This is a genomic window from Micromonospora sp. NPDC048839 (assembly GCF_040649915.1).
In the GTDB taxonomy this organism is placed as follows: domain Bacteria; phylum Actinomycetota; class Actinomycetes; order Mycobacteriales; family Micromonosporaceae; genus Micromonospora.
In genome coordinates, this window is record NZ_JBEZGL010000004.1 from 1 (window position 1) to 25,674 (window position 25,674).

The window sequence follows — 25,674 nt, forward strand, 5'->3', positions numbered from 1 at the left end:
GGTACTGCACTCGTGAGGGTGTGGGAGAGTAGGACGCCGCCGGACAATCTTCCAGTCGAGGGCCGCCCCATCCGGGTCGGCCCTCGACTGCGTAGCGCCATTGGTGGCGCAATCAGGAAGGATGTACCTGTGAGTTCAGGACCGCAGGGCGGAGACCGTCCCCGTCGCTACGAAGACCGTACTGACGGTGCGGGCGGACGCGACCGCGGCCCGCGCCGCGATGACCAGGGCCGGCCCCCGTACCGGGGAGACCGCGACAGCGCTGGTGGCGCCCGCGGCGGCTACGCCGGCGGCCGTGACTCTGGTTCCCGTGGCGGTGACCGGGACAGTTCGCGTTCCAGCGCTCCCCGTGAGGGTGGTTACCGGGGTGGCGACCGCGACGGTTCGCGTTCCAGTGCCCCGCGTGAGGGTGGTTTCCGCGGTGGCGACCGCCGCGAAGGCGGTTACCGCGGCGGTGACCGCGACGGTTCGCGCTCGGGCGCTCCCCGTGAGGGTGGTTACCGGGGCGGCGACCGGGACGGTTCGCGCTCGGGCGCCCCGCGTGAGGGTGGTTTCCGCGGCGGTGACCGCGATGGTTCGCGTTCCAGTGCCCCGCGTGAGGGTGGTTTCCGCGGTGGCGCTCCCCGTGAGGGCGGTTACCGCGACGGTGGCTTCCGGGGCGGCGACCGCGAAGGTGGCTTCCGCAGCGGTGACCGCGACGGTGGCTTCCGGGGCGGCGACCGCGAAGGTGGCTTCCGCGGCGGTGACCGTCGCGAAGGTGGTTTCCGTGGTGGTGATCGGGACAGCTCGCGTTCCAGTGCCCCGCGCGAAGGTGGCTTCCGCGGCGGTGACCGCCGTGAGGGCGGCTACCAGGGTGGCGGCGATCGCACCCGTTCCGGCCCCTCCCGTGAGGGTGGTTTCCGGGGCGGTGACCGCGACGGTGGCTTCCGCGGCGGTGACCGCCGCGAGGGATCCCGGCCTGGCGCGCCCCGCGAGGGCGGCGGTTTCCGTGGCGGTGACCGTCGTGAGGGCGGGTTCCGTGGCGGCGACCGGGACGGTTCCCGCACGGGTGCCCCCCGCGAGGGCGGCTTCCGTGGCGGTGACCGTGATGGTTCGCGCTCGAGCGCCCCGCGTGAGGGTGGCTTCCGTGGTGGTGACCGTGAGGGTGGTTTCCGCGGGGGTGACCGTCGTGAGGGCGGGTTCCGCGGTGGCGACCGTGATGGTTCCCGGTCGAGTGGACCGCGTGACGGCGGCGCGCCTCGTGAGGGCGGCTTCCGCGGCGGCGACCGTGAGGGCGGCTTCCGCGGTGGTGACCGTGAGGGCGGCTTCCGCGGTGGTGACCGCGAGGGCGGCTTCCGCGGCGGTGACCGTCGTGAGGGCGGCTTCCGTGATGGTTCCCGGTCGAGTGGACCGCGTGACGGCGGCGCGCCTCGTGAGGGCGGTTTCCGCGGTGGTGACCGTGAGGGTGGTTTCCGCGGTGGCGACCGTCGTGAGGGCGGTTTCCGCGGTGGTGACCGTGATGGTTCGCGTTCCAGCGCCCCTCGTGAGGGCGGTTTCCGCGGTGGCGACCGTGAGGGTGGCTTCCGGGGCGGTGACCGTCGTGAGGGCGGGTTCCGCGGTGGCGACCGTGATGGATCGCGCTCGAGCGCCCCGCGTGAGGGCGGTTTCCGGGGCGGCGACCGGGCCGGTTCCCGGCCGAGTGGACCTCGTGACGGCGGCGCGCCTCGTGAGGGCGGCTTCCGCGGCGGCGACCGTGACGGCGGCTTCCGCGGCGGCGACCGTGACGGCGGCTACCGGGGCGGTGACCGTCGGGAAGGCGGCGCGTCTCGCGAAGGCGGCTCCCGCGGTGCTCCCCGCGAGGGCGGCTTCCGAGGTGGCGACCGGGACAGCTCTCGGCCGAGTGGGCCGCGTGACGGCGGTGGCTACCGGGGCGGCGACCGTGAGGGTGGCTACCGGGGCGGCGACCGGGCTGGTGCTCCCCGGGCCGACGATCGGCCGCGTCGCGAGGGCGAGTTCCGCCGCGACGACCGTGCTGGCGGCTCCGACTCGTACGACGGTGGACGTAGCTCGGCCCCGGCCCTGCCGGACGACATCGTCGCGACCGACCTCGACAAGGACGTTCGCGCTGAGCTGCTCTCGCTGAACAAGCCGGTCGCCGAGACGGTGGCCCGGCACCTGGTCGCGACGGGTCAGCTGATCGACGAGGACCCGGCCGAGGCGTTGGCGCACGCGTTGGCCGCCCGGCGGCTCGCGTCGCGCATCTCCGCAGTCCGTGAGGCGGTCGGTCTGGCCGCATACCACGCGGGGGAGTGGCAGTCGGCGATCGCCGAGCTGCGCACGTACCACCGGATGAGTGGTCTGCAGAGCCACCTGGCGGTGCTCGCGGATTGTGAGCGGGCGCTCGGCCGGCCGGAGCGGGCCATCGACCTGTTCCGCGGTGCCGACCGGGAGAAGCTGGACCAGGCCGTCGCGATCGAACTGCTCATCGTGGCCGCGGGTGCCCGCGGTGACCTCGGGCAGAAGGACGCCGCGGTCGCGATGCTCCAGGTCCCGGACCTCACCAGCGAGGCGACGGTGCCGTGGACGGCCCGGCTGCGCTACGCGTACGCCGACGCGCTGCTCGCCGTGGGCCGACGTGAGGAAGCCCGCGAGTGGTTCTCCCGTGCCGCTGACGTGGACACCGAGGGTGAGACGGACGCCGCCGAGCGGCTGCTGGAACTCGACGGCGTGGTCATCGAGGGTGACGACGAGGACGAGGCCGCTGAGGAGATCGCCGCGGGTCCGGGCGCTCCGGGAGCGGTTCCGGCGGAACCGGACGCCGACCTGACCGGCGAGAACGACGACGACCGCGACGAAGACGAAGACGACGACGACCGCGACGACGACGACCGCGACGACGAGGACGACGACGACCGCGACGACGACGAAGAGGACTTCGACGACGACGAGGACGACGACGAGGACGACGACGAGGACGAGGACGACGGCGAGGACGACGAGGACTTCGACGACGACGAGCGGGACGGTGCGGTCGGCCGTCCTGGCGACGACGAGGACTCCGTCGACGAGGACTCCGTCGACGAGGACGAGGACCGTCACCCGGACGAGGCCGGCAACGCCGAGGCGGACACCGCTGCCGACGGCAGTGTGACGTCCGGCGACACGGTGAACGCCGACGAGACCGCCCCCACCCGGGGCGACGAGTCGGAGCCGACGCAGCGGTGAACGGGGGCGCGGGGGAGCGGCTGGTCGACGGGTACACCCTTGTCGTTTTCGACCTGGACGGGGTGATCTACCTGATCGACCGGCCGATCCCCGGCGCCGTCGAGGCGGTAGCCCGGCTGCACGACGAGGGACGGGCGGTGGCGTACGCCACCAACAACGCGTCCCGCCGGTCCAGCGAGGTCGCCGGCCTGCTGACGGGGATGGGTGTGCCGGCCCGGCCGGAGGAGGTGCTCACCTCCGCGGCGGCGTCGGCCGAGCTGTTGCGGGATCGGCTGCCCGCCGGTGCGCCGGTGCTGGTGGTCGGGGCGGAGGCCCTGCGTGCGGAGCTGCGCGCCGTCGGCCTGACCCCGGTCACCAAGGCCGACGAGAATCCGGCCGCGGTGGTGCAGGGGTACGGGCCGCAGGTCGGCTGGGCCGAGCTGGCCGAGGCGTCGATCGCGGTGCGCTCCGGAGCGCTCTGGATCGCCACCAACACCGACCGGACGCTGCCCAGTGGGCGAGGTCCGTTGCCCGGCAACGGGTCGCTGGTGGCGGTGCTGCGGACGGCGCTGGAACGGGACCCGGACGTGGTGGTCGGCAAGCCGGAGTCGGCGCTGTTCGAGACCGCCGCTCGGCGCGCGGGAGGTGGCCGGAGCCTCGTGGTGGGTGACCGGTTGGACACCGACATCGAGGGTGCCCGCCGGGCCGGGCTGGACAGCCTGCTCGTGCTCACCGGCGTCCACGGCGTACCGGATCTGCTGGCCGCCCCTGCGCAGCGGCGTCCCACGTACGTGGCGAATGACCTGGCGGGGCTCTTCGACCCGGCGGCTGCCGTGCGGGTCCCGGGCGCGGCGGACGCCGCTGGCTGGTCCGTGACCGACCGCGACGGCACCCTGGAGCTGGCCGGCTCAGGTCGGCCGCTGGACGCGGTGGCGGCGCTCTGCGCGGTGGCCTGGTCGGCGCCGGAGCCGGCGCTGCCGAGGATCCGCCCGATCGGCCCGGACGCGACGCACGCGGTGGAGCGCTTCGGTGTGACCGCCGCTGCCTGACCGGGCTCGTCAGAGCAGTTTGCGCAGCTTCAGCAGGTCGAACGGGTTGGCCTTGATCGACACCCGGCGGGAGGTCACCGCGTTGGTGACGTCCAGGTCGCCGCGGACCAGGGCGAGCAGGTCATCGCTGGACGTGCTCAGCGCGATCTTGGCCTTGGGGTCGTCGCCGTCGGTCAACTCGACAAGTCGACCGCCGGTGATGCGGCCGTGGAATGCGGTGTCCAGGTCGGTGATCCGGCAGGCCAGTGTCCGGTCCAGGTCGATCCGTTCGCGCACCGTCTCGGCGTTGCGATCCAGCCGGGCGGCCAGCTCCTGCAAAGCCTGCCGGCACTCGTCCACGCTGGCCACATCTCCCCCTCGTTGATCGCCACGCCGTCCTCGGCACCGTACCGCACGGGTTGGTCCGGGGTGCCCGGTAGCGTGACACCTGCACACCCCGCCCCGTGGAAGGACTCAGGCATGCAGGACGCGTGGCGCGCCTACCTCGAGCTGGCCATGGGCCTCGCGGAGGCGCCCCGGAAGAAGGCCCAGGACGTGGCCCGTCGTCTCGTCGGCTCCGGCGGCGCGACCGCCGCCCAGCTCCAGGCCCTCGGCGAGGAGCTGGTCACCACCGGCGCCGCCAACCGGGAGGCGCTGACCAAGCTGGTCCGATTCGAGGTCGACCGGGCCCTCGGCGCGGTCGGGCTGGCCACCGCCGACGAGGTGGCCGAGCTGACCCGACGGGTGCACGACCTGGAGCGGCAGCTCCGCGAGGCGCGCGCCGCCGAGCCGACCACCGCGCCGGCTGTCACCGAGCCGACCGCGACCCCGTCGGCTGTCACTGAGCCGACCGCCGCCGCGCCGACCACCGCCGGCAGCACGGCGCAACCTGACCCCACGCTGGCCGCGCGGCCCGGCACCGGTCTCGTGCCCTCCGACGCCTCGGCCGGTGCCCCGGTGGCCAAGGAGGCCGTGGCGAAGAAGGCCGTGGCGAAGAAGGCAGTGGCGAAGAAGGCCATCGCCAAGAAGTCGTCAGCGCCGCTCGGCGCCGCCGACGAGGCTCCCACTCCCGCGGACATGCCGGCCAAGAAGGCGGTCCGCAAGCAGCCTCCGGACGACGCCGAATGAGCCAGCCAGGCGCACCGGCCGGCGGGTCGTTCCCGGCCCGGCCCGGCCCACCACCCAACGCGGCGTTCCCAGCCCGTCCCGGCCCACCGGCCGGCGGAGCAGCCCGTCCCGGCCCACCGGCCGGCGGAGCAGCCCGCCCCGGCCCGCCAGCCGGTGGCGCGGCCCGGCCCGGCCCGCCGATGGTCGTCCGGCCCGGCCCGTTGCCGGACGTCGGAGACGACGAGGCGCGGCACCCGGCGGTGGACGCCGCGGTGCGGGCCATGGCCAACGCGGCGACGCTGGCCCCGGCCGATCAGATCGCCCAGTACGAGGCGGCCTACGAGACGTTGCGCGAGACCCTCGCCACCATCGACCAGACCTGAGTGGGACGACCAGGCCTGAGCAGACCGGAGAACCACCCATGGCACGTCGCAACCGGCTGGACGCCGAACTCGTCCGCCGTGGTCTGGCCCGCTCCCGGGAGCAGGCCGCCGCGTTGGTCGACGCCGGCCGCGTCCAGCTGCGGGGAGTCGTCGCGCGCAAGGCCGCCGCGATGGTCGACCCCGCCGATCCGCTGCTGGTGACCGGCGAGGACCCGACCGAGGAGTACGTCTCCCGGGGCGGTCACAAGCTCGCGGGCGCGCTGGCCGCGTTCGGGGCCGGTGGGCTGCGCGTCGCCGGCCGGCGCTGCCTGGACGCCGGGGCGTCAACGGGTGGTTTCACCGACGTGCTGCTGCGCGCCGACGCCGCCGAGGTGGTGGCCGTGGACGTCGGCTACGGGCAGCTCGCCTGGTCACTGCGTACGGATGAGCGGGTCCGGGTTCTGGAGCGCACCAATGTCCGTACCCTCGAGCCGGATGCGATCGGCGGGCCGGTCGATCTCACGGTGGCCGACCTGTCGTTCATCTCGCTGCGGCTGGTGCTGCCGGCGTTGGCCGGCTGCACGCGGGACGACGGTGACCTGGCGTTGATGGTGAAGCCGCAGTTCGAGGTGGGCAAGGACCGGGTCGGCGCCGGTGGTGTGGTGCGCGATCCGCAGCTGCGCGCCGAAGCGGTGCTGGACGTGGCGGCGGCGGCGGCGCGGCTCGGTCTCGGCCTGGCCGACGTGGCGGCCAGTCCGCTGCCCGGGCCGAGCGGCAACGTGGAGTTCTTCGTATGGTTGCGCCGGGGCGCGCCACCGGCCGACCCGGAGCGGGTGCGGGCGGTGGTGGCGGCCGGGCCGGACGGCCCGACGGTCGGCGACGTGCCGGACGTGGCGGCGGAGGAGGTCGCAGGGTGAACGCGCGCAGCGAGGGCGCCGCGACGGTCCGCGGGAGGACACGCGGCCGGGTCGGGGCGACGGCGACGGTGGCGTGCCACGGTCCGGGGCGGGTGGCCCGATGAGCCGGACCGCGTTGCTGGTGACCCACACCGGCCGACGGCGCAGCACCGAGCATGCCCGGTCGGTCGCCGCCGACCTGATCTCCGCGGGTTTCGAGGTGCGGGTGGTCGCCGACGAAGCCGACGACCTCGACCTGCCCGGTGTGGTGCCGGTCGCCGGTCCGCAGGCCGCCGAGGGCGCCGAGATCGTCTTCGCGCTCGGTGGGGACGGCACCTTCCTGCGCGCCGCCGAGCTGGCCCGGCCGGCGAAGGCGCCGCTGCTCGGCATCAACCTCGGCAAGGTGGGTTTCCTCGCCGAGGCCGAGATCGACGACCTGGACAGCGCGGTGCGCGACGTCGTCGGTCGCAACTACACGGTCCACGAGCGGCTCACGCTGGACGTGACCGCCGAGTTCGACGGTGGGCCGACCATCGAGTCCTGGGGGCTCAACGAGATCAGCATCGAGAAGGGCGAGCGGGCGCAGATGCTCGAACTGCTCGTCGACGTGGACGGGCGGCCCCTGTCGCGCTACGGCTGTGACGGTGTCGTGTGCGCCACCCCCACCGGCTCCACCGCGTACGCGTTCTCCGGTGGCGGGCCGGTGGTCTGGCCGGAGGTGGAGGCGTTGCTGCTGGTGCCGATCAGCGCGCACGCGTTGTTCAGCCGCCCGTTGGTCACCGCCCCGACGTCCACCTTCGTGATCACCGTCGACCCGTTCACCACCCTCGCCGTGTTGTCCTGCGACGGGCGGCGCGTCTACGACCTGCCGCCGGGCGCCCGGGTGACGGTGCGTCGGGGCGCCCTGCCGGTGCGCATCGTGCGGTTGCGGGCACGCCCGTTCACCGACCGGTTGGTCGCCAAGTTCGGCCTTCCCGTGCACGGGTGGCGCGGCAGCCGCCGGTGACCGCTGCACGGCTGGCGCGGCAGCCGCCGGTGATCGCGGCGTGCACCGTGGGTGGACGGCGGTTGTCCACCTGACGACATGTCGCCGCTGCGGCGGCTGGCGACTAGTGACCTGATGACAGGCTCCGTCGCAGACTCCGATCGGCCCTCATCCACGGATGGCGGGCCTGGAGGAGTAGAGGAGCGCATCGCATGCACTGGTCCCCCCGCTGGCTCGCCGTCGGCGCGGTCGGCGCGTTGGTGGTCGGCCTCGCCGCACCGGCGTCCGCCGACCCGCCCGTCCGGCCCACCGGCCCGAACTCGGGCACGCCCACCCCGCTCGCGGCACCCGTCCGCGTCACCCTGATCACCGGCGACCAGGTCGAGCTCGCGCCGGCGGCGCCGGGCCGGGTCGCCGCCACCGTCCGCCCGGGACCCGGGCGTGAGCGGATCATCTTCCAGACTCTGGAGGTCGACGGCCGGCTGCGGGTCCTGCCCAGCGACGTCCTTCCCTACGTCTCCAGCGGGGTCCTCGACGCGAACCTCTTCGACGTGCAGGAGTTGGCAGCCGACGGGTACGGCGACGCCGAGCAGGGCGCGTTGCCGCTGATCGTGCGCTACCAGGAGCAGGCCGCGGGGCGGGTCAGGCCGCTCGCCGGTGCCACCGACGCCCGGCCGTTGGAGAGCATCAACGGCGCGGCGTTGCGGGTCGGCAAGGGCGACCTCGGTGGCCTGTGGACCACGCTCGCCGGCACGCCCGGGCAGCGTGCCGCCGCCGGGACGCCGGCCACACTCGGCGCCGGCATCGCGCGGATCTGGCTGGACGGGAAGGTCCGCCCGACGCTGGAGCACAGCGTGCCGCAGATCGGCGCCCCGACGGCCTGGGCAGCGGGCCGCGACGGTGCCGGCGTGACGGTGGCGGTGCTCGACACCGGCGTCGACGCCACCCACCCCGACCTGGCCGACCGGATCGCCGAGGCGCGGGACTTCTCCAACAGCGGCAGCCCCCGCGACGGGCACGGCCACGGCACCCACGTCGCGTCCACCATCGCCGGCAGCGGCGCGGCCTCCGCCGGACTGCGCAAGGGCGTGGCCCCCGGCGCGAAGCTGCTGATCGGCAAGGTGCTCGACGACGGTGGCTCCGGCTACGACTCGTCCATCATCGCCGGCATGGAGTGGGCCGCCCACTCCGGCGCGAAGGTCGTCAGCATGAGCCTCGGCGGCGACCCGACCGACGGCACCGACCCGATGAGTCAGGCCGTCAACGACCTGACCGCCGAGACCGGCGCGCTGTTCGTGGTCGCCGCGGGCAACGCGGGTGCGGCGCGTACCGTCGGTTCGCCGGGCGCGGCCGCCGCGGCGCTCACCGTCGGCGCGGTGGACCGCGACGACAACCTGGCCGAGTTCTCCAGCCGCGGCCCGCGGCTCGGCGACAACGGCCTGAAGCCGGAGATCACCGCCCCGGGCGTCGGGATCATCGCCGCGCGGGCCGCCGGCACCACCATGGGTACGCCGGTGGGCGACGCCTACACGACCGCGAACGGCACCTCGATGGCCACCCCGCACGTGTCCGGGGCGGCCGCGATCCTCGCCCAGGAGCACCCGGACTGGAATGCCGGCAGGCTCAAGGACGCGCTGGTGAGCACCACGAAGGCCAACCCGGCGCTGACCGTCTTCGAGCAGGGTGGCGGTCGCGTCGACGTGGCCCGGGCGCTCACGCAGCAGGTGGTCGCCTCGGCCACCGCGGACTTCGGCCGGCTCTCCACCGGCGGTACGGCGGTCGAGCGGACGGTGACGTACACCAACGGCACGACTGTCGCGCTGACCCTGCGGCTGGCCCTGGACCTGCGCAACCTGGACAGCGGTGCGGCCGAGACCGACGGCGTCGCCGTGGCCTCCGGCGAGGTGACCGTGCCGGCGGGCGGCAGTGTGGCCGTGCCGCTGCGCGCCGACCCGGCGAAGCTGGCCCGGGGTCCGCACGGTGGCTGGCTGGTGGCGACCGGTACGGACGGCGTCGCCGTGCGGACCCCGGTCGGGCTGACCGTCAGCGGTCCGATGCACCAGGTGACCGTGCAGGTGTTGGACCGGCAGGGCCAGCTGACCGTGTCGCCGGGGATGACTCTCTTCGGTGAGCAGCCCGAGTCGGACTTCTGGGGCTGGTGGCCGGGCGAGGGCACCCTGCAGGTCGAGGAGGGCTCGTACCTGCTGACCGCGATGGTCGAGCACGGCGCCCCGTTGGACGAGCAACTGACCGAGGTCGTCGAGCCGGAGCTGACCGTCGACCGGGACCTGACCGTGGTGCTCGACGCCCGCAAGGGCACGCCGGTGCGGATCGAGACGCCGAAGCCCAGCGAGCAGCAGGCGACGCTCAGCTACTACGTGCACCGGGTGATGGGCAACGGCCGGCAGGTCGACCACGGGGTGATGTCGTACAGCACCGTTCAGCAGGTCAACGTCACGCCGACGCGCCAGGTGCGCCGGGGCGAGTTCGAGTTCGCCTCGCGCTGGCAGCTCGTCGCCCCGATGGTGGAAGCGAAGATCAGCGGCGTGTCCGGTCCGCTGGACATCAACCTGATGGGCACGTCACCGGCGCCGACCGGCCGGCGGAAGCTGGCGCTGGTCTGGGCCGGCACGGGGACTCCCGCTGAGCTGACCCGGGTGCGGGGCGCCGCCGCGCTGCTCGCCACCGACCCGAACCGCTCCGAGGACGAGCAGATCGCCGCCGCGGCGGCCGCCGGTGCGGCGGCGGTGCTTGTCGTTCGACCGGCGGACTTTTCCGCGTGGACGGTGTGGCGCCCCCTCGGGGACCGACTGCCGATCCCGTCGATGGCGGTCGCCCACGACGACGGGCAGCGGCTCATCGCGGCGGCCAGGAAGGGCCCGGCGACGCTCGACCTGACGCTGACCGTTTCCAGCCCCTACCTGTACGACGTGTGGCAGGTGTCGAAGGGCCGGGTGCCGGAGCGGATCGTGCACACCGTGACCGCGAAGAACACCGCCGAGGTGAGCGCGAGCTACGGCGACACGGGTGCGGGTTGGGCCAGTGAGCAGCGCTTCGGTTGGCGTCCGTGGCAGGAGTACTCCTGGAACGACGACCAGCGGATGGTTCGCAACGGCACCACCCGGCAGGAGTTCGTCAGCGCCGGGGACAACTGGTGGCAGCACCGGGTGCAGCACAAGCTCATGTACCTGCAGTGGGGGCAGTTGGCCGGCGGCCTGAACCAGGAGCCCCGGCGCTACGGCGCCGACGATCGGGAGACCGAAGCCTGGCACGCGCCGGTGGTCCGCCCGGCCGTACCGGCGAGCGGGGTGCCGGTTCCCACGCGGACCGGTGACACCCTGGCTCTGCGGGTGCCCGAGTTCGTCGACGCAGACGGGCACTACAGCGTGGCCGGCGGAAGTGAGGAGTCGGACACCGTCGAGGCCCGGGTCAGCCGGGACGGGCAGCAGATCGCCGACCTGTCCGGTGGGTGGGTCCCGGTGCCCACCACGGCGGGTCGGGCCCGCTACCGGCTGGACCTGACCACGAAGCGGTCCTCGGACGAGTGGCGCTACGCCACCCGGACCGACACGGCCTGGGAGTTCACCTCGGCGCGACCGACGGGCGACGCCGCCACGCCGTTGTCGCTGTTGCAGGTGGACTACCGGGTGCCGGCCGACCTGCTCGGCACGGTCCGCGGCGACCGGCCGCACCAGCTGGGGTTGACCCTGCGCCAGCCCGCCGGGGTGCCCGCGCCGACCGGCGCCAGCGTCCGCGTGCAGGTCTCCTTCGACGGGGGCGTCACCTGGCGCACCGCGCCGACCAGGGGGTCGGGTACCCGGTACACCGCGACGGTGCCGGCCGGGCGCGGAACGGTGTCGCTGCGGGTGCGCGCCGCCGACCGGGCCGGGAACACCGTCGAGCAGACGGTGCTCGCGGCGTACGGGCTGCGCTGACGCGTACCGGGCGGGGCGGCGGGGGCCGTCCCGCCCGGGTGGGGTCCGCCGTCGCTCGAGGGCGGACCCGCCGCGTCAGAGCCAGCCGCGTCGGGCCACCTGGAACGCCAATCCGGGCCGGGTGTCCACCCCGGCGGCGGCCATCAGGTCGGCGACGCGTCGCTGCACGGTGCGCCGGCTCACCCCGAGCTGGGAGGCGATGGACTTGTCCGGTACGCCCGCCACGAACAGCGACAGCAGCCGTGCCTCGTCGGCGTCGGGCTGGTAACCGTCGCCCGGTTGGTCCGCGGGCTCCGGCCGTCGAGCCTCGGGGGCTGCGACGGCCAGGGGATCGTCGAGCCGCAACCGGGTGGCCACCCGCCAGTGGCTCTCGAAGAGGGCGAGCAGCGCGTCGAGCAGTTGACTGCGGCCGATCACGGCGGCGCTCGGCTCGCCGCCGTCGCGGTCGGGCACCAACGGGCAGATGGCGATGCGGGCGTCCACGATGGCCAGTCGGACCGGCAGCCGGTCCAGGACCCGGGCCTGTTCCCCGGCGGCGACGCCCTTGGCCAGGTCGGTCAACGCGCCCGGTTCCAGCAGCAGGTCACGCTCGTAGATGGCCCGGTAGCTCACCCCGCGGGCCAGCGCGTCGAACTCCTCGACATTCTCCGGGCCGGCCATCGCCAGGGGGTTGGCGCGGCAGAACCAGAGCACCTCGGTGCGTGCCGCATTCTGCAGATCGCGCAGACGGTCGCGGAGCACCCGGGCGCCGGCGATCACCTCGACGAGGTGGTCGACGTGCTGCCGGCGTAGGCCGGACCGGTACTCCTCGGCCAGTTGGGTGACCCGTCGGCGGGCCGCCTCCAGGTCCTCCTGGCGGCGCAGGAGCGTCGCGCCGAGGGCGACGTCCGGGGCGGTCGGGCGCAGCGACGCGTCCGGGTCGTTGTCGGTGGGCTGCACCAGGCCCTTGGCGCGCAGCGCCTCGACCTGGGCGACGACCTCGTCGCGGGGTCGGTTCAGTCGGCGCACCAACTCGTCGATGCGGGCCGTGGTGAGCTGGAGCAGGCAGCGGTAGAGCTCCTCCTCAGCCGTGGTCAGGCCGATCACATCCAACACGGGGCAGAACTGTACGGCGGCCGGGTGTCGGCCGCACCCGGGCCCGTCGGCTGGTCAACTGTCGGGCCTCGCGTCTACTGTCGGTGGCTGTGCTGGAAGAGCTGCGCATCACCGGACTGGGCGTCATCGAGGACACCACGCTGCCGTTGACCGGCGGCATGAACGTCATCACCGGCGAGACCGGTGCGGGCAAGACGATGGTGGTGACCGGCCTCGGCCTGCTCTTCGGAGGTCGGGCCGACGCCGGGCGGGTCCGCGCCCAACCCGGCCGGGCGGTGGTCGAGGGGCGGTTGCGCCTGAGCGGTCGGGTCGCCGACGCCGTGCACGCGCGGATCACCGAGGCCGGTGGCGAGCCCGACGAGGACGGCTCGGTGCTGCTGAGCCGCACGGTCACGGTGGAGGGGCGCTCACGCGCCCACGTCGGCGGCCGGAGCATGCCGGTGTCGATGCTCGGTGAGGTCGGTGAGCAGGCCGTGGCCGTGCACGGCCAGTCCGACCAGCTGCGGCTGCTGCGCCCCGCCGAGCAGCGCGCCGCACTGGACCGCTTCGCCGGGCCCGCGCACGAGAAGCTGCTCGACGCGCTGCGGGAGGCGTACACCGGGTGGCGGCGGGTGGTCGACGACCTGGCCGACCGGCGGCGCAACGCCCGCGAGCGCAACCAGGAGGCCGACCTGCTGCGGCTCGGTCTCGACGAGATCACCCGGGTCGATCCGCAGCCCGGTGAGGACGACGAGCTGAAGACCGAGGCGCAGCGGCTGGAGCACGCCGAGGGGCTGCGGACCGCCGCGCAGATCGCCCAGCAGTGCGTGGCGGGTGGTGCGGAGGCCGCCGACGAGGCGCCCGACGCGGCGGTGCTGCTCGGCACTGCCCGACGGACGTTGGAGGCGCAGTCCGGCACCGACCCGGCGCTCGGTGAGCTGGCGGCCCGCCTGGAGGAGGCGGCCACGCTGGTCACCGACGTGTCGGCGGAGCTGTCGGCGTACCTGGCGACGCTCGACGCGGACCCGGCCCGGTTGCAGCACGTCTACGAGCGGCGGGCGGCGCTGCGGGCGCTGACCCGCAAGTACGCCGACGACGTCGACGGGGTGATCGCCTGGGCCGACCGGGCGCGCACCCGACTGTCCGACCTGGACACGTCCGACGACCTGCTCGACGAGTTGGAGCGCGACGGTCAGCGGCTCGCCGTGGAGGTGGCCGACCTGGCCGGGCGGGTGTCGGCGTCCCGGCAGGAGGCGGCGGTCCGGTTCGCCGACCAGGTCACCGTCGAGCTGGCCGGGTTGGCCATGCCACACGCGCGGATCGAGGTGGCGGTGCTGCCCCGCCCGGCTGGTCGCGCCGAGCCGTCGCTGTCGGTCAACGGCGTGGAGGTGGGTGTCGCGCCGGACGGCGGTGACGAGGTGGAGTTGCGGTTGCTGGCTCACCCGGGCGCGCCGTCGTTGCCGTTGCAGCGGGGCGCCTCCGGCGGTGAGCTGTCCCGGGTGATGCTCGCCATCGAGGTGGTCTTCGCCGGCTCGGGTGGCCCGCCCACGTTGGTCTTCGACGAGGTCGACGCGGGCGTCGGCGGTCAGGCGGCGGTGGAGATCGGTCGGCGGCTGGCCCGGCTGGCCCGCAGCCACCAGGTGCTCGTCGTCACACACCTGCCGCAGGTGGCCGCGTTCGCCGACCGGCATCTGGTGGTGGCGAAGGACACCGGCGGCGCGGTGACGACCAGCGGGGTGCGGGTCGTGGAGGACACCGAGCGGGCCCGGGAGTTGGCCCGGATGCTTGCGGGTTTGCCCGATTCCGATCTGGGTATCGCTCACGCCGAGGAGCTCTTGGCCGTGGCCGCCAAGGAAAGGCGGCTGTGACGCCGCGTATTGTGAGCGCAAGCACACCGGCTTGTGCCGTCGTGTGCTTCCCTGGGTAGGCGGCCCTGCTCAGGCATGTCGCGACAGAAAAGTCTGCCTCACATGCCAGGATGGTCACGATGCGTCTACCCACGTTGCGCCGGAATCGGAACTCCGAACCGGGCAGAGTCCTCGGCACCGCGCGCCTTGATCGCCGGACGAAACGCCTGGTCGGTCGGCTGCGCCCTGGAGACATCGCGATCATCGACCACGTCGACCTGGATCGGGTGGCGGCCGATTCGTTGGTCGCGGTCGGGGTCGGCGGGGTGCTCAACGCCAAGCCGTCGGTCTCCGGCCGTTACCCGAACCTCGGCCCGGAGGTGCTGATCGCCGCCGGCATTCCGCTCCTCGACGACCTCGGGGAGGGCGTCTTCGAGCAGATCCGCGAGGGCGACCAGATCCGCATCGAGGGCAACACGGTCTTCGCCGGTGACGAGCCGGTGGCCCACGGCAGCCTGCAGGACGCCGAGTCGGTCGCCAAGGCGATGGCCGATGCCCGGGAGGGCCTGTCGGTGCAGTTGGAGGCGTTCGCCGCCAACACGATGGACTACCTCCGTCAGGAGCGCGATCTGCTGCTCGACGGTGTGGGTGTGCCGGACATCGAGACGCAGATGCAGGGGCGGCACTGCCTCATCGTGGTGCGCGGCTACGACTACAAGGCCGACCTGGACGTGCTGCGCCCGTACATCCGGGAGTTCAAGCCGGTGCTCATCGGCGTCGACGGCGGGGCCGACGCGCTGGTCGAGGCCGGGTACACCCCCGACATGATCATCGGGGACATGGATTCGGTCACCGACGACGTGCTGCGGTGCGGCGCCGAGGTGATCGTGCACGCGTACCCGGACGGGCGGGCGCCCGGCCTGCCCCGGGTCAACGGTCTCGGCGTGCCGGCGATCACCTTCCCGGCGGCGGCGACCAGCGAGGACCTGGCCATGCTGCTGGCCGACGAGAAGGGCGCCTCGCTGTTGGTCGCGGTCGGCACCCACGCCACGCTCGTCGAGTTTCTCGACAAGGGTCGCGGCGGGATGGCCTCGACCTTCCTGACCCGGCTGAAGGTCGGTGGCAAGCTGGTCGACGCCAAGGGTGTGAGCCGGCTCTACCGGCAGAGCATCTCCGGGTCCTCGTTGCTGTTGCTGGTGTTGTCGGCGATCGCGGCGATGGCGTCCGCGGTGGCTGTCTCGACCGTCGGGAAGGCGTACCTGGGCGTGGTCGCCGAGTGGTGGGACAATTTCGTGTTCCAGCTGTACCGGCTCTTCTAGTTCCCGACCGATCAAGAGGCTGCAAGCGTGATCAACTTCCGCTACCACGTGGTGTCCCTCACCGCGGTGTTCCTGGCTCTGGCGATCGGCCTGGTGGTCGGCACGGCCGCCCTCAACGGCCCGGTCGCCGATTCGCTCGAGGGGCAGGTCACCGGGCTGCGCAAGGACAACCAGTATTGGCGCCAGCAGGTCAACAACATGGAGACGCAGCTCGGGCGGGAGGAGGAGTTCGCCGACAAGGTGTCCGAGGTCATCCTCCCCAGCACCCTGACCGGGCGGCGCGTGCTGGTGATGACCCTGCCCAACGGGCGCGACCACACCGAGGGTGTGCTCAAGAAACTTCAGCTCGCCGGGGCCACCATCACCGGCCGGGTCGATCTGCAGGACAAACTCGTCAACCCGGACAACAACTCCAACCTGCTGGAGTTGGCGGTGACCGCGGCCCGCCCGACCGCGCAGACCACCGGCCTGCCGGGCAACGGGCACGGTGTGGAGACCTCCAGCGCGCTGCTGGCCAGTGTCCTGCTGGACCGTTCCCAGGGCGTCGCGCCGGTCAGCGACGCCGACCGGCGGGCGGTGCTCGCCGCGTACAACAACGCCGGCTACCTGACCACCGACAACAACAAGGTCACCGGCTCGGCCGAGGCGGTCGTCGTGGTCAGCGGTCAGCCGTACGTCGACAAGGACTCCGACAAGCGGGACGAGTCGGTCGTCAAGATCGCTGAGCAGTTCGACCGGACCGGTTCGATCGTGGTGGCCGGCAACGGGTCCGCCGGCGGCAACCTGGTGTCCGTGGTCCGCGGTGACCCGGTGCTCTCCCAGACCATCTCCACCGTCGACAACGCCAACACCGTGCAGGGCCAACTGGTCACCAGCCTCGCCCTGGTGCAGCAGCTCACCGAGAAGAAGGCCGGCCAGTACGGCGTCGGCGACAACGCCGCCTCCGGCCTGGTGCCTACACTGCCCCAGTGAGCGAACGACGTACCCCCGTGTCCGTAATCGACGCTTCCGCGAGCCTGCGGCCCCGCGGGGCGGCGGCGTGAGCGCGCTGGGCCGGCTGCTGATCGCCGGTGCCGGCGCCGCGGCGGCCCGCTACGCGCTGCGCGAGGTGCGCACCTCCCCGGCCGGACCGGCGCTGGAGCGCACCAACTTCCGGGGCCGCACGCTGACCCTGGCCGCCGGCCCGGCGCTCGCCGCCGGGGCGAGCGCCGCTGGCGCGTTCGGTGCCACCAGCGGCGCCTCCGGTGCCGCCGCCCTGCTCGCCGGCCTCGGTGCCGGTGGCGTCGGCCTCTACGACGACGTGGTCGGCGCGCGACCGGAGCAGAAGGCGGCCAAGGGCTTCGCCGGTCACCTCGCCGCGTTACGCGCGGGACGGATCACCGCGGGCCTGGTCAAGGTCGTCGGAGTGGGTGCTGCCGGGCTGGGTGCCGCCGCGCTGCTCGCCGCCGACCCCCGCGTCGCCGCGCACCCTCGCCGGCAGCGTCACGGCGCGTTCGGTCGGAGCGTCGACGTGCTGCTCGGCGCCGGCGTGATCGCCGGTACGGCGAACCTGCTCAACCTGCTCGACCTGCGGCCGGGTCGCGCCCTCAAGTCCGGGCTGCTGCTCGCCGCGCCGCTGACCGGCGGCCCGCACGGCGGGATCACCGCCGGCGTGGCCGGTGCCGCCGCCGGCCTGCTCCGCGACGACCTGGCCGAGGACGTGATGCTCGGCGACAGCGGCGCGAACGCGCTCGGGGCGCTGCTCGGTGTCGCGCTCGCCGCCCGCAGCGGCCCGCTCGGCCGCGCCGGTCTGCTCGCGCTGCTCGCCGGTCTCACCGCCACCAGCGAGAAGGTCAGCTTCACCGCGGTGATCCAGCGGACCCCGGGGCTGCGGGAGCTCGACGCTCTGGGCCGGCGCGCCGACTGACGTGACACGACCGGCACCCCTCGCCGGCGCCGGCCGGTTGGCCGGGGCAGCCGCGCTCATCGCCGTCCTCACCGTGGCCAGCCGCCTCGCCGGCTTCGGCCGCACCGCCGTGTTCACCTGGGTGGTCGAGCAGAGCGACCTCGGCGGCATGTACGTCATCGCCAACACGGTGCCGAACATCGTCTTCGAGATCGTCGCGGGCGGGGCGTTGGCCAGCCTGGTCGTGCCACTGCTCGCCGGGGCGGTCGCGGCGGACGACCGGCGGACGGTGGCGGCGACCACCGGCGCCCTGCTCACCTGGACGGTGAGCCTGCTGGTTCCCCTCGCCGCGCTCGTCGTCCTGTTCGCCGACCCGATCATCTCGCTGATCAGTGAGGGACGATCGGCGGCGGAACTCGCCGCCGGCGCGCGGATGCTGCGCGTGTTCGCCCCGCAGTTGCCGCTCTACGGGATCGGCATCGTGCTCACCGGCGTCCTGCAGGCACATCGACGCTTCGCCTGGCCCGTCATCGCGCCGCTGCTGTCCAGCCTCACCGTGGTCGTCGTCTACGTGGCCTTCGGCGCCGCTCAGGGGCGGGGCGTGTCCGTGGCCCAGGTCGGCCGCAGCGGCGAACTGCTCCTCTCCGGCGGCACCACCCTGGGCGTGGTCGTGCTGTCGCTCTCGCTGCTGATCCCGCTGCGGCGGCTGCGGGTGCGGCCCCGCTTCGGGTACGCCTTCACCGCTGACGCGCGGGAGCGGATCGGCGGGCTCGCCACGGCCGGTGCGGTGACGGTGGCCGCACAGCAGATCGCGCTCCTGGTGGTGCTGAACCGGGTCTCCGGGGGCCCCACCGGCTCCCCGCAGGTGTTCAACCTGGCCCAGGCGATCTACCTGCTGCCATGGGCGGTCCTCGCCGTGCCGTTGGCGGTGGCCTCCTATCCCACCCTGGCCACCGCCAGCGCCGCCGGGGACGAGGACGGTTATCGACGGACCCTCTCCGGCGCGGTGCGGGGCGTGCTGCTCTTCAGTTGCCTGGGCGTCGCGGCGTTGATCGGCACCGCGCAGCCGATCGCCGCCCTCTTCTACCCGGACAACCCGGCGTCGACCGCGGCGGCCATCAGCGGGTTCGCGCCGGGGTTGCTCGGCTACGGGTTGTTCGCGGTGCTGTCTCGCGCGCTGTACGCCCGCGGCGACACTCGCTCGGCGACGGTGGCGATCACCCTCGGCTGGCTGGTCGTTCCGGCCGTGGCGCTGCCGTTGACGGCGTTGCTCCCCACCGCCGACCGGGTGCTCGCGGTGACGTCCGCGAACTCGGTGGGGATGCTGGTCCTCGGGGCGCTGCTGCTCCTGGCGGTGGCGCGCAGCGCCGGCCGTCCGGCGCTGGCCGGCGCGGCCCGTGCCGGGGCGGCCGGTGGCCTCGCCGGTGTGCTCGCCGCGCTCGCCGGGCTGGGCCTCACCCGCTGGCTCGACACACCGGGCGGCGGCACCCCGACGACGGCGGCGGCACTCGGTCAGGGCATGCTGTCCGGGGTTCTGGTCGGGGCGGTGTTCCTCGCTGTGGTCTGGTTCGTCGACCGGCGAGACGTGCAGCCGCTGCTCGCCGGGGTGCTGCGGCGTCTGGGTCGGCGGGGGCCACGGGGCGGCGGGCCGACGCCGGTCTCCCCGCAGCGGGGCGACGGGAAGGAGACGGCAGCGCGATGACTGAGTCACCTCAGCCTGCCGGTTGGTCGGGCAGGGTCGCGTTGGTGCTCGCGTCCAGCACCGGCGGGGTCGGCCAGCACGTCCGCTCGGTGGCCCGTGGTCTCGTCGCCGGCGGCGCGGCCGTCGTGGTCTGCGGGCCGGCCGCCACCCAGGAACAGTTCGACTTCACCGGTGTGGGTGCGCGGTTCGAGCCGGTGGAGATCCCGGCCAGCCCGACTCCGGCCGACGCCCGTGCGGTGCTGGCCCTGCGGCGGGTGCTCTCCGCCGCCCGCGTCGACGTGGTCCACGCGCACGGCCTGCGGGCCGGGCTGGTCGCCGTGCTGGCCCGTCCCGCCGCCCCGCTGATCGTGACCTGGCACAACGCGGTGCTCTCCGGCGGGCTGCGGGGTGGGATGTCCCGCCTCGCGGAACGAGTGGTGGCCCGCAGCGCACGGGTGGCGCTGGGCGCCTCCACGGATCTGGTGCGCCGGGCCGCCGCGCTGGGCGCCACCGATACCCGACTCGCCCCGGTCGCCGCGCCGACGCTTCCCGCGCCGCGCCGACGCCCGGCGGCGGTACGCGCCGAGTTCGGCGTACGGCCGGACCAGCCGTTGATCGTCTCGGTTGGCCGGTTGCACCCGCAGAAGCGCTACGACGTGCTGATCGACGCGGCTGCCCGCTGGCGGACGCGTACCCCACCGCCGGTCGTGGTGATCGCGGGCAGTGGGCCGGCGTATCTGCCGCTGGCCGCGCGGACCTCCGCGGCCCGCGCACCGGTGACCCTGCTGGGGCACCGCACCGACGTGGCCGACCTGCTCGCCGGCGCCGACCTCGCGGTGGTGACCAGCGACTGGGAGGCCCGGCAACTGTTCGCGCAGGAGGCGCTGCGCGCCGGCGTACCGCTGGTGGCCACCGCGGTCGGCGGCCTGCCGGAGCTGGTCGGCGACGCCGCCACGCTGGTTCCTCCCGGGGATGTGGACGCGGTCGACGCGGCGGTGCGTGCGCTGCTGGACGACCCGGCCGCGCGGGCCGAGCTGGGCCGGCGGGGCGCGCAACGGGCGGCGACGTGGCCGACCGAGACGGACACCGTCGCCACGCTGGCCGCCCTCTACGCCGAGCTGACCGGGCAGTCGACCGGTCCGGCGGCCACCCCCGACTCCGACGCCCCGAGAACGGGACAGCGGTGATGCTGCGCCGAATCGCCCCCGCCCTGTTGACCGTGCTCGTGGTGGCGCTCGGCGTCACCGCGCTGGCCGCCCGCCCGCCACGGAGCGCCCCGCAACGCACCGCCGACTTCGTGGTGCTCGCCGGGATCGCCGGGCTGCGCTGGGAGGACGTCGATCCGCAGAGCACCCCGACGTTGTGGCGGATGGCCCAGGACGGGTCGATCGGCTCGCTGTCGGTGCGTTCCGCGCACCGACCCACCTGCCCGGTGGACGGCTGGCTGACCCTGGGCGCGGGCAGCTTCGCCGGGTGGAACGGCAGCCGGCCCCCCGACGGCTGCCCGCCGGCCGGGGTGGCCGTGGAACAACCCGACGGCATCGGCGCGAACCTGCCCGACCAGGAGAGCGTGGTGCAGTACAACCAGCAGCGCCTGTCGTGGGGTGCCATGCCCGGTTCGCTGTCGGAGTCGGTCCGCTGTTCCGTCGCCGTGGGTCCGGGTGCGGCCGTGGCGGCCGCCCGACCGTTCGGCCGCGTCGACAGGTACGCCTCGGCGTTGCCGGCCGATCCGCGGGTGCTGCTCGGCTCGTGCGTGCTGAGCATCGTCGACCTCGGCACGGTCGAGGGGACCGACCCGGCGTCGCGCGCGGGGCAGGCCCGAGCGGCGGACGCCCAGCTGGCCCGGGTGCTGGCGGCGCGGCCACCGCAGTCGTTGGTGCTGGTCGCGGGGATCTCCGACACCGCCCAGCCGTCGCGGCTGCACGTGGCGGTCGCCGACGGTCCGGGCTGGGAGCGGGGGTGGCTCACCTCGGCCAGCACCGGCCGCGACGGCTACCTGCAACTTGTCGACCTCGCGCCGACCGCCCTCGCCGCGTTGGGCCGGCCGATGCCGGAGCGCCTCTTCCTCGGCCGGCCGGCGGTCAGCACCGGTGGTCGTCCGGCCGACCTCGCCGACGCGATCAGCGCCCCGGCGAACGCCGATCGGGAGGCGGCCGCCCAGCGGACCGTCTCCGGTCGGTTCTTCACGCTGCTCGCCGGTGTGCAGGTGCTGTTGGCGCTGGCGGTCCTGCCGCTGCTGCGCCGTGCCCGCCCGCACGCCGGGCCGGCCGGTCCGACCGCCGTCTCCGGGCGGGTCGCGGCCGTGGCGGAGTTGCTGCTGGTCGCCGTGGCGTTGACGGTGCCGGCGGCGCTGCTGGCCGACGCGGTGCCCTGGTGGCGGGGCGACCACCCCGGCTGGTTGTTCGCCGGGATCACCGGGCTGCTGGTGGCCGCCGGCACCGCGGCGGTCCGGTTCGCCCCCGGGTACGCGGGCACCCTCGGCCCCCTCGGTGCGGTGGCCGGTCTCACCACACTCGTCGTCGGGCTGGACGTGCTCACCGGGGCCCGACTGCAGCTCAACGGCGTGGTCGGCTACTCGGCGTTGCAGGGTGGCCGGTACGCCGGGCTGAGCACCGTGGGGCTGGGAGTCTTCCTCGCCGGGGCGTTGCTCACCGGGGGCTGGTTCGCCCAGCGGCTGCACCGGGGTTGGCGGCCCGCGGTGATGGTGGCCGTGGGTGGCCTCGCCGTGGTGGTGGTGGGCAGCCCGTTCCTGGGCGCCGACCCGGTCGGCGCGATCGCCCTCACCGCCGGGGTGAGCGTCGCCGCTGTGATCAGCGCCGGTGGCTGGTTGACGGTCAGCCGGCTGGCCTGGGCCGCCATGGCCGCCCTGGCGGTCGGCATCGGGTTCGCCGTGGTGGACCTGCGGCGTTCGGCGGCCGAGCGGGGCAGCCTGGGCCGGTTCCTCTCCGCGCTCGGCGACGGCACCGGCGGGTTCACCGTGCACCGGTCCAGCACGGAGAATTTCGAGACGTTGGTCAACAGCCCGCTGACCGTGCTGGCGTTGGTGGGTGGGTTGCTGGTGTGGTTCGCCCTGTTGCAGCCGTGGGGTGGGCTGATGCGGTTGTTCGGCATCTATCCGGCGGTCCGGGCCGCGATGGCCGGCACCGTGGTCGCCGCCGTGCTCGGTGGTGTGCTCGACGGTGCGGCACTCGACGTGCTGGGCGCTGCCGCCGCGCTGGTGGTGCCGATGGCGGCCCTTGCGTCGTTGCGGGTCCTCGGACACGCCGCCGACCGGACCCGCCCGCTGCCGGGTCGCTCCCGCGCGGACGGCGCCGACGACCCCGGGTCCGGCGGGGTCGGTCCGGTCGGTGGGGGTGACGGGCCGACCGGGGGTGGCGGGCCGCTGGGTGCGGTCCACCCCCGTCCGATCAGCGGACCGCCCGCGGGCGTACCGGAGGCGGTCGCGCCACCGGAGAGCCCTCCGGCCGACGCCGACGCCTCTCCGGCCGACGCCGACGAGCCCTCGGCCGACGCCGAGGACTCCTCCGTCGACTCCGACGAGCCGGCGGGGCCGACCCGGGGTGGGACGACTCCGGAGGCCGCCTCGCCGGTGCCCGTGCCGCCCCGACAGGTCAGCCGGTCATCGACCGAGGTTGCCGCGTCCTGAGCGCCCGGACGACCCGGTGGTGTCGCAGCCGGGGTGCGGCCTGCGGGTACCCGCCCGGGAGGTGTTACCGTCGAATCCCGTGGATCGCGTGATCACTTTTGCTGATCAAGCACGGCGGTCTGCCATGACCGCGACAGACGACACGGGAGCAGGCCTTGGCCCCATCAGCACGGACGACCAGGCACATTTTCGTCACCGGGGGCGTCGCCTCCTCGCTGGGTAAGGGCCTCACCGCCTCCAGCCTCGGCAACCTGCTGACCGCGCGCGGGTTGCGGGTGGTGATGCAGAAGCTCGACCCCTACCTGAACGTCGACCCCGGAACGATGAACCCGTTCCAGCACGGTGAGGTCTTCGTCACCGAGGACGGCGCCGAGACCGACCTCGACGTCGGGCACTACGAGCGCTTCCTCGACCGGGCGTTGTCCGGCAAGGCGAACGTCACCACCGGCCAGATCTACTCCGACGTGATCGCCAAGGAACGGCGCGGGGAATACCTGGGCGACACCGTCCAGGTCATCCCGCACATCACCAACGAGATCAAGTCGCGGATCCTGGCGATGGCCGACCCGGACGAGGACGGCCAGCTCCCCGACGTGGTGATCACCGAGGTCGGCGGCACCGTCGGCGACATCGAGTCGCTGCCGTTCCTGGAGGCGATCCGCCAGGTCCGCCACGACCTGGGCCGGGACAACTGCTTCTACCTGCACGTCTCGCTGGTGCCGTACCTGGCGCCCTCGGGTGAGCTGAAGACCAAGCCGACCCAGCACTCGGTGGCGCAGCTGCGCAACATCGGCATCCAGCCGGACGCGATCGTGCTGCGCTGCGACCGGGAGATCCCGGTGAAGCTCAAGGAAAAGCTGTCGCTGTACTGCGACGTGGACACCGAGGCGGTCGTCGCCGCCCCGGACGCCCCGAGCATCTACGACATCCCGAAGGTGCTGCACCGCGAGGGGCTCGACGCGTACGTGGTGCGCCGGCTCGGGCTGTCGTTCCGGGACGTGGACTGGGCCAGCTGGGACGACCTGCTGGAGCGGGTGCACCGGCCCCGGCACACGGTCACCGTCGCGGTGGTCGGCAAGTACGTCGACCTGCCCGACGCGTACCTGTCGGTCAGTGAGGCGATCCGCGCGGCCGGGTTCGGTCACCGGGCGCGGGTGCAGCTGCGCTGGGTGCCCAGTGACGAGTGCGTCACCCCGGCCGGCGCCGCCGCGGCGTTGGCCGGCGTGGACGGCATCCTCATCCCCGGCGGCTTCGGCGTGCGCGGCATCGAGGGCAAGATCGGCACCGCCCGGTACGCCCGCGAGACCGGCATCCCGCTGCTCGGCCTCTGCCTCGGCCTGCAGTGCATGACCATCGAGGTGGCCCGGCACCTGGCCGACCTGGACGGCGCCAACTCGCTGGAGTTCGACGAGCAGGCCGCACACCCGGTCATCGCCACCATGGCCGACCAGGAGGACATTGTCGCCGGCAAGGGCGACCTGGGCGGCACCATGCGGCTCGGGGCGTACCCGGCGACGTTGACCGAGGGGTCGATCGTCGCCGAGGCGTACGGCAGCACCGAGATCAGCGAGCGGCACCGGCACCGGTACGAGGTGAACAACGCCTACCGGGACGCGCTGACCAAGGCGGGCCTGCACATCTCCGGCACGTCGCCGGACGGTCGGCTGGTCGAGTTCGTCGAGCTGGACCGCAGCCTGCACCCGTTCTTCGTGGCCACCCAGGCGCACCCGGAGCTGAAGAGCCGACCCACCCGCCCGCACCCGCTGTTCGCCTCGTTCGTCAAGGCCGCGGTGACGTACTCGCAGGCCGACCAACTGCCGGTCGACCTGGACGCGGCGGCGGAGGCCCCGACGACGCGCAAGGCCGCCCGCAACGGCGCCGCGACGAAGGCGGCATCGTCCTCGTGAGCGAGCGCACCAGCAGGCTCGGTAGCGGGGCGACGGCGTGAGCGGGGTCGAGCACCGCTACGAGGTGCGCTCGCGCGAGGAGCGGTACCGGGGGCGGATCTTCGACGTGGTCACCGAGGAGGTGACCATGCCCGGCGGCGGGACGGGCGTACGCGATGTCGTCCGGCACGTCGGTGCGGTGGCCGTGGTGGCGCTCGACGACGTCGGTCAGGTGGTGCTGATCCGGCAGTACCGGCATCCGGTCGGCCGGCACCTGTGGGAGCTGCCCGCCGGGTTGATGGACGTCTCCGGCGAGGAGTTGCCGGCCGCCGCGTTGCGGGAACTGGCCGAGGAGGCCGACCTCACCGCCGGGCAGGTCGACGTGCTCGTCGACCTGCACAGCTCACCCGGGTTCACCAACGAGTTGGTGCGGGTCTTCCTGGCCCGGGATCTCGCCGAGGTGCCGGCCGACGAGCGGCACGAGCGCCGCGACGAGGAGGCCGACCTCCAGGTCGTCCGGATCGATCTGGACGAGGCGGTGGCCATGGTCCTGGCCGGTGAGATCACCAACGCGTCCGCGGTGGCCGGGCTGCTGGCCGCGGCCCGCGCCCGGGACACCGGCTGGGCGGCGCTGCGCCGGGCGGACGCGCCGCTGCCCCGCTGAGCGACGCCGCCGGTCCGACCCGGCGAGGGAGTACGCGCGAAGGGGTCCCGCGGTCAACCGCGGGGCCCCTTGCCGGCTGTCCTCAGCGGCATGCGGCAGATGGGGCGATAATGGTCGAACCCCGTCCCGGCGGCGGAGGCGACCGCGCACCGGCGAATCCGCCCGCGTGCCCCTGA

Annotated in this window: 19 protein-coding genes; 16 read left to right on the forward strand and 3 right to left on the reverse strand. The window is 74.0% G+C overall.

All coding sequences use genetic code 11. From position 1 onward, the window contains the following. Positions 1 to 135 precede the first annotated feature (135 nt). A complete protein-coding gene (locus AB0C25_RS08895) occupies positions 136 to 2,154 on the reverse strand; it encodes a hypothetical protein (protein ID WP_357372008.1) in 2,019 nt (672 codons plus the stop codon). Here AB0C25_RS08895 and AB0C25_RS08900 point away from each other — a divergent pair. Further along, on the forward strand, positions 2,110 to 3,204 hold the full coding sequence (locus tag AB0C25_RS08900; RefSeq protein ID WP_357371969.1) for a hypothetical protein: 1,095 nt from the start codon (positions 2,110 to 2,112) through the stop codon (positions 3,202 to 3,204). The two genes, AB0C25_RS08895 and AB0C25_RS08900, sit on opposite strands and share 45 nt — an antisense overlap. After that, positions 3,201 to 4,232: an HAD-IIA family hydrolase gene (locus AB0C25_RS08905; protein WP_357371099.1), complete on the forward strand. Its 1,032-nt coding sequence runs from the start codon at positions 3,201 to 3,203 to the stop codon at positions 4,230 to 4,232. Before AB0C25_RS08900 ends, AB0C25_RS08905 begins: the two co-directional genes overlap by 4 nt. A gap of 9 nt (positions 4,233 to 4,241) precedes the next feature. On the opposite strand, the gene AB0C25_RS08910 is transcribed toward AB0C25_RS08905, so the two are convergent. Beyond that, positions 4,242 to 4,580: an SCP2 sterol-binding domain-containing protein gene (locus AB0C25_RS08910; RefSeq protein WP_030334914.1), complete on the reverse strand. Its 339-nt coding sequence runs from the start codon at positions 4,578 to 4,580 to the stop codon at positions 4,242 to 4,244. Between the two features lie 111 nt (positions 4,581 to 4,691). Here AB0C25_RS08910 and AB0C25_RS08915 point away from each other — a divergent pair, with 111 nt between their 5' ends. The 5 genes from AB0C25_RS08915 (at position 4,692) to AB0C25_RS08935 (ending at position 11,496) form a co-directional block, all read left to right on the forward strand. Then, entirely contained in the window at positions 4,692 to 5,339 is a 648-nt protein-coding gene (locus AB0C25_RS08915; RefSeq protein WP_357371101.1) for a hypothetical protein, read from the forward strand. Positions 5,340 to 5,518: 179 nt separating this feature from the next. Then, on the forward strand, positions 5,519 to 5,701 hold the full coding sequence (locus AB0C25_RS08920; protein WP_357371971.1) for a hypothetical protein: 183 nt from the start codon (positions 5,519 to 5,521) through the stop codon (positions 5,699 to 5,701). 38 nt (positions 5,702 to 5,739) lie between these two features. Continuing rightward, positions 5,740 to 6,597: a TlyA family RNA methyltransferase gene (locus AB0C25_RS08925; protein WP_357371103.1), complete on the forward strand. Its 858-nt coding sequence runs from the start codon at positions 5,740 to 5,742 to the stop codon at positions 6,595 to 6,597. A 100-nt stretch (positions 6,598 to 6,697) separates the two neighbouring features. Next, entirely contained in the window at positions 6,698 to 7,582 is an 885-nt protein-coding gene (locus AB0C25_RS08930; protein WP_357371105.1) for an NAD kinase, read from the forward strand. 191 nt (positions 7,583 to 7,773) lie between these two features. Then, positions 7,774 to 11,496: a S8 family serine peptidase gene (locus AB0C25_RS08935; protein ID WP_357371107.1), complete on the forward strand. Its 3,723-nt coding sequence runs from the start codon at positions 7,774 to 7,776 to the stop codon at positions 11,494 to 11,496. Between the two features lie 75 nt (positions 11,497 to 11,571). Here AB0C25_RS08935 and AB0C25_RS08940 read toward each other — a convergent pair whose 3' ends face one another. Continuing rightward, positions 11,572 to 12,591, reverse strand: a complete 1,020-nt coding sequence (locus tag AB0C25_RS08940) for a helix-turn-helix domain-containing protein (RefSeq protein WP_357371109.1) — start codon at positions 12,589 to 12,591, stop codon at positions 11,572 to 11,574. A gap of 89 nt (positions 12,592 to 12,680) precedes the next feature. Here AB0C25_RS08940 and recN point away from each other — a divergent pair, with 89 nt between their 5' ends. The 9 genes from recN to AB0C25_RS08985 all read left to right on the forward strand — a co-directional run bounded on the left by recN (position 12,681) and on the right by AB0C25_RS08985 (position 25,498). Next, positions 12,681 to 14,438 carry a DNA repair protein RecN gene (gene recN, locus AB0C25_RS08945; RefSeq protein ID WP_357371973.1) on the forward strand — a complete coding sequence of 586 codons (1,758 nt, stop codon included), beginning with the start codon at positions 12,681 to 12,683 and terminating at the stop codon, positions 14,436 to 14,438. A gap of 119 nt (positions 14,439 to 14,557) precedes the next feature. Next, positions 14,558 to 15,736 carry a putative cytokinetic ring protein SteA gene (gene steA / locus AB0C25_RS08950; protein ID WP_357371112.1) on the forward strand — a complete coding sequence of 393 codons (1,179 nt, stop codon included), beginning with the start codon at positions 14,558 to 14,560 and terminating at the stop codon, positions 15,734 to 15,736. A 27-nt stretch (positions 15,737 to 15,763) separates the two neighbouring features. Next, positions 15,764 to 16,708, forward strand: coding sequence for a copper transporter (locus tag AB0C25_RS08955; RefSeq protein ID WP_357371114.1), 945 nt, complete (start codon positions 15,764 to 15,766; stop codon positions 16,706 to 16,708). A gap of 67 nt (positions 16,709 to 16,775) precedes the next feature. Beyond that, positions 16,776 to 17,642, forward strand: coding sequence for a hypothetical protein (locus AB0C25_RS08960; protein WP_357371116.1), 867 nt, complete (start codon positions 16,776 to 16,778; stop codon positions 17,640 to 17,642). Between the two features lies 1 nt (position 17,643). Next, entirely contained in the window at positions 17,644 to 19,323 is a 1,680-nt protein-coding gene (locus tag AB0C25_RS08965; protein WP_357371118.1) for a lipid II flippase MurJ, read from the forward strand. Then, positions 19,320 to 20,489, forward strand: a complete 1,170-nt coding sequence (locus AB0C25_RS08970) for a glycosyltransferase family 4 protein (protein WP_357371120.1) — start codon at positions 19,320 to 19,322, stop codon at positions 20,487 to 20,489. Before AB0C25_RS08965 ends, AB0C25_RS08970 begins: the two co-directional genes overlap by 4 nt. Further along, entirely contained in the window at positions 20,489 to 22,948 is a 2,460-nt protein-coding gene (locus tag AB0C25_RS08975; protein ID WP_357371122.1) for a hypothetical protein, read from the forward strand. Before AB0C25_RS08970 ends, AB0C25_RS08975 begins: the two co-directional genes overlap by 1 nt. 155 nt (positions 22,949 to 23,103) lie before the next feature. Continuing rightward, positions 23,104 to 24,855, forward strand: a complete 1,752-nt coding sequence (locus AB0C25_RS08980; protein WP_357371124.1) for a CTP synthase — start codon at positions 23,104 to 23,106, stop codon at positions 24,853 to 24,855. 37 nt (positions 24,856 to 24,892) lie between these two features. Further along, positions 24,893 to 25,498, forward strand: coding sequence for an NUDIX hydrolase (locus AB0C25_RS08985; protein WP_357371126.1), 606 nt, complete (start codon positions 24,893 to 24,895; stop codon positions 25,496 to 25,498). Positions 25,499 to 25,674 lie beyond the last annotated feature (176 nt).

Bases quoted from the DNA above. Each gene is read 5' to 3' on its own strand.
- steA (WP_357371112.1), top strand. From the start codon at position 14,558: ATGCGTCTACCCACGTTGCGCCGGAATCGGAACTCCGAACCGGGCAGA.
- AB0C25_RS08930 (WP_357371105.1), top strand. From the start codon at position 6,698: ATGAGCCGGACCGCGTTGCTGGTGACCCACACCGGCCGACGGCGCAGC.
- AB0C25_RS08925 (WP_357371103.1), top strand. From the start codon at position 5,740: ATGGCACGTCGCAACCGGCTGGACGCCGAACTCGTCCGCCGTGGTCTG.
- AB0C25_RS08935 (WP_357371107.1), top strand. From the start codon at position 7,774: ATGCACTGGTCCCCCCGCTGGCTCGCCGTCGGCGCGGTCGGCGCGTTG.
- AB0C25_RS08920 (WP_357371971.1), top strand. From the start codon at position 5,519: ATGGTCGTCCGGCCCGGCCCGTTGCCGGACGTCGGAGACGACGAGGCG.
- AB0C25_RS08970 (WP_357371120.1), top strand. From the start codon at position 19,320: ATGACTGAGTCACCTCAGCCTGCCGGTTGGTCGGGCAGGGTCGCGTTG.
- AB0C25_RS08915 (WP_357371101.1), top strand. From the start codon at position 4,692: ATGCAGGACGCGTGGCGCGCCTACCTCGAGCTGGCCATGGGCCTCGCG.
- AB0C25_RS08975 (WP_357371122.1), top strand. From the start codon at position 20,489: ATGCTGCGCCGAATCGCCCCCGCCCTGTTGACCGTGCTCGTGGTGGCG.